The following is a 3,903-nucleotide window of genomic DNA, read 5'->3' on the forward strand; positions in this document are numbered from 1 at the left end:
GGCTGCCGGTACCCACTCCTACCGGGCGGGAGGTCCGGTAGGAGGCGCAACCGCATCAGGCGCAACCGCATCGGGCGCATCCACCCAGGCGATCGAATGGACCTGCACCATCTACCCCAGCGATCCGACCTATGCCGGTGGAACGATCTACGGCTACGGCGAACAGAAGTGCTCCGGTCCGATCGCGGCCCAGGGCATCACCGTCTATGTCAAGCACTGGAACGATTCCAGCAATGTCTGGGAACGAGTGGGCCTGGTCGGCACCGCACGTGGCGGTGTCGGAGTGATCAGCGCCGAGGCGAGCCGGCTGTGCATCGGGTCAAGCAGCCCGCAGCAGTGGCGCACCGAGGTCGCAGGCTTTGGTTCCGGTGATTCTGGAAGCTCCTCGGCCACGGACTACTCGAACCCCGTCAGCATCTACTGCCGTTGACCGACAAAGCGCAAAAAGGCGCCCGCCAGGCTCCGGCGTTCCCCGACCCCCAGGTCATTCCCGGTGGCATCCACGTCTATGAACGACTGATCGAAATACCGGATCTTGTGGTCGTGCTGCATGGGGTGCAGGCGCAGGCGGCCGGGTTCACGGCCGGGTTCTTCGCGGTCGGCCCGGCGATCACCCGATTCCTGAGCGCCGACGAGGAGGCCGCAGCGCGAGCGGGGCGGGAAGACGCCACGCCGGGTGCTCCGGTCTGGTCCACCCGCGGCCCGGCGGCCGTCCTGGTGCAGTGCGCGCTTCAGCCAACAGATCCGGATCTCGCCCTCGAACTGTCGCCCTTCAACGGCATCTACACCACAGACCGGCGAAGATCGCACGGTTGGGTCTGGGCCGCGCCGATTCCGCGCTCCGGCGATGTCCTCTGCACCGTTCGCGCCGCCGGGCAGACCGGCCGGACCGTCCTCGACGGTTCGGCGTTGCGCGCTGCGGCTCGGACGGCTCGCCGAATCCGGGGAACCGGCAAAGCCGATGGAGAGGGTCGGCGATGAGCGAGCCACCGGGCAAGCTGCCAGCGGTGCCGGTCCCGATCGGCGTCGACTGCTACGCGGTTCTTCTGGAGACCGCACGGCTCGCGGTCGTGGTCGACGGGGTGCTCGCCGACCACGACGGCGTCGAAATTCACCTGACCGCGGTGGGAGCGGACCTGCTGTTCACCACGACCTCGGAGCACACTCGGCCAGAGGGCGACGCGTTGCTGGAGCTGTCCCGATGGATGCGGCAGGAGACAAGCAGCGGGCCCCCCGAGCCGGAGGTGACCCTCGACATCACCAGCCCAGCCATGCCCGGACCACCCTCGGCGACAGTCATCCGGTCCGGGTCCTGGCTCGGGCGTACATATGCGGTACTGCGGGTGGAACCCATACCCGCCCGTGGGGACCTCCACTGCGCCGCCACCCTCGCCGGGGACGCCGCCGAGATGGTGATCAGCGGCGACGACCTGCGCCGCGCCTCGGATGCGGCGCAGTCCTTCACCTGGCGTGGCCGGGACCCTGCCGGCGGCAGGTGACTGCCAGCCGGCTTCCGTCCGGCGGGATCGGGTCGCCCGCGCCGACCGCCCATCCCCACTGGCTCCGGGGGATGGGCGGTCGGCGGTCTGCGGCGGTCAGGTGCAGTCGGCGACCGTCACGCGGGAACGACCGTCACGCGGGCACGGTGGATGACGCCGCCGCCGCCACGAGCGGCTTCGCGTCCGCCGGCAGGATGAAGCCGGCCTTCACGGCGCTGGCCGTGGCCTTCACCCACGCGGCGACGAAGACGTCGTGGGACGGGTAAAGGGTGTGCAGCTGCGCCGGGGTGAACGGGACGGTGGTGCCGAACAGGGCGCAGAACGGGGAGGAACCGGTGTCCTGGCCGAGCCCGGACAGCCTCGCCACCGGGGCGTCGACCGCGGGGGTGCGGATGCCGCCCTTCACGTTGCCGTTGGCGTCAAGGACGTAGGCGTTGTTCGTGATCTGCAGCCGCGGCGCCTTCGACGGCGCCTGCCCGCTGGTGACCCACCGGTTGAGCTGCGAGAACGCGGTCTGCAGGACGTACTGCTGCTCGCCGGCGTTGATCGGCTTGGTGCAGCTGAAGCCGGCGGCCCCGGTCGGCGGGTTGCGCAGCGCGTCGAACGCGGCGACGCTGCCCTGCCCGTCGCCGACGTCCGTGGCCCCGATGCCGATGGTGTAGGCGTCGGCGTGGGCGGTCCCCGCGACCTCCCACAGGCGGAAGCGGTTGGTGTCGTCCTGGCGGGCGTCGACGTAGCCGAGCAGGCCCGCCGGCAGGTCCGTCTCGGTCTGGAAGGTCAGGACCGGGACGGCGAGGTCGGGTCGGATCCGGACGACGGCCGGCGCGGCGATGTCGGGGCGTTCCGGGGCCTGGGACAGCGCGCTCGCGGTGCCGGCGCGGCTGTGCAGCAGGTACCCGTCGTAGACGTTGACGAGCGGGTGGATGGCATTGACGTAGGTCGTCAGCCGGAAGGCCGACTGCGATTCGCCGTCGCCGAGCACCTTCTTCGGCTTCAGTCCGCCGAGGACCGTCGCGGCCGACTTCCGCACCGCCTGGCCGGTCTGGGAGAAGATGTCGTACGAGTAGCTGTCACCGGGGTGGGACAGTGCCTGGTAGCGGTCCGGGTCGGCGTTCTTCGTCGCGTTGAGCCCGACGGCCTGGGCGGACACCCCGACCCAGGCGTAGCCGTCCCGGATGAGCTGGTTGTGGGCGGCGGTCCAGTCCGGGGCGCCGTCGTAGCCGGCGGAGACGTTGAGCCATTCGACGACGACGGTACCGTTGAACTTCTTCGCGTCGACGGGACGATTGACCACGATCCGTGTCGTGTAGGGCGCCGTGGCGGCCGGGGTCGCGGTCCACTTGCCGTCCGACCCCAGCGTCCCCGACGCCTGGTACGCGGTCGCGGAGCCGGCGAGGAAGTACTCGGACTGCCGGTATCCGACCTTCCCTAAGTCGAAGGCGGTGGCGCCCACCACGGGGACACCCTTGCCGCCGGTGATGGGCCCGGTCACCGATGGACTGGCAGCCGAGGGGGTGGCAGCCGTGGGACTGGCAGCCGTGGGACTGGCAGCCGTGGGACTGGCAGCGTGGGCGGCCGAACCGGTCGCGATCTGGGCCACCCCGGCGGCGGTCACGGCCAGCAGGCCGGCCACCGTTGTCGTCACGATCTGTCGGCGGCGGGTCCGCCATCTGGCCATCACTGTCATGGTCACGTCCTTTACGGCGAGGGACGCCGCGACCCGACCTGTCTCCACCGAGCCGCGACACGTCAGCATCGGTGGCTTCGCGAGCGATCGCCACACGCGGCCCCGGCCGTGGAAACAACCGGGGCTGGCGTCGGAACGCCCCCAGAAAGGCCGGGGATTTCACCGGGACCGCTTCCGGGACCTTCCTGGAATCACTCATTAACGATGCTGTGATCCCGACGTTACGGGACTTCGACCGTGGACGGCACCCCACCATGGGGTAAAGCTCTTCTTGACAAGCACGTTCCTTTTGGTCGGAGCCAGGATGGCGTGCACTGTCACCCATCCAACCCCGGCTGGTATCCGCCGGATGTCGGAGATCTGTATCCACATTACCGACGATTGCGCGGAACCCCACATACCACGGATCGAATGCTTCGTCGCCGGATGCGGCCCCATCCTCGGTCGTCGCTCCACCCCGCGACCTCCGACCGACCCCTCGTCGCCCGACCCTGCTCTTCGCCGGCAGTCACAGCCTCGGGATGCCACAGCCTCGGGATGCCACAGCCTCGGGGATATGGACGGGCCGGCGGCATGCGGCGGGCCGCTTTCTCACATCGCTCACAGATACGAACATACGTTCGACATCCGCGAGTAGCGAGCCTACCGTTGACTCATGACCGCGCACGGCCCCAGCCCCGACCGCGACCCTGCTCCCAGCTCGGCCTCCGACCCCCC

The 3,903-nt window shown here is 69.7% G+C and carries 4 protein-coding genes; 3 read left to right on the forward strand and 1 reads right to left on the reverse strand.

The genetic code is table 11. The annotated features are described in order from the left end of the window. From NBZ85_RS28725 to NBZ85_RS28735, 3 genes are all read left to right on the forward strand, one after another. Positions 1–430 (forward strand): hypothetical protein (locus tag NBZ85_RS28725; protein WP_261563081.1); only part of this gene is annotated, 430 nt, incomplete at its 5' end. Continuing rightward, positions 427–981, forward strand: a complete 555-nt coding sequence (locus NBZ85_RS28730; RefSeq protein ID WP_261560379.1) for a hypothetical protein — start codon at positions 427–429, stop codon at positions 979–981. The genes NBZ85_RS28725 and NBZ85_RS28730, both read left to right, overlap by 4 nt. Continuing rightward, entirely contained in the window at positions 978–1,499 is a 522-nt protein-coding gene (locus tag NBZ85_RS28735; RefSeq protein WP_261563084.1) for a hypothetical protein, read from the forward strand. Before NBZ85_RS28730 ends, NBZ85_RS28735 begins: the two co-directional genes overlap by 4 nt. A gap of 133 nt (positions 1,500–1,632) precedes the next feature. On the opposite strand, the gene NBZ85_RS28740 is transcribed toward NBZ85_RS28735, so the two are convergent. Then, entirely contained in the window at positions 1,633–3,186 is a 1,554-nt protein-coding gene (locus NBZ85_RS28740; protein ID WP_261560381.1) for an alpha/beta hydrolase domain-containing protein, read from the reverse strand. Positions 3,187–3,903: the final 717 nt, after the last annotated feature.

The sequence above is a fragment of the Frankia tisae genome, assembly GCF_025403405.1.
Classification (GTDB): Bacteria; Actinomycetota; Actinomycetes; order Frankiales; family Frankiaceae; genus Frankia; species Frankia tisai.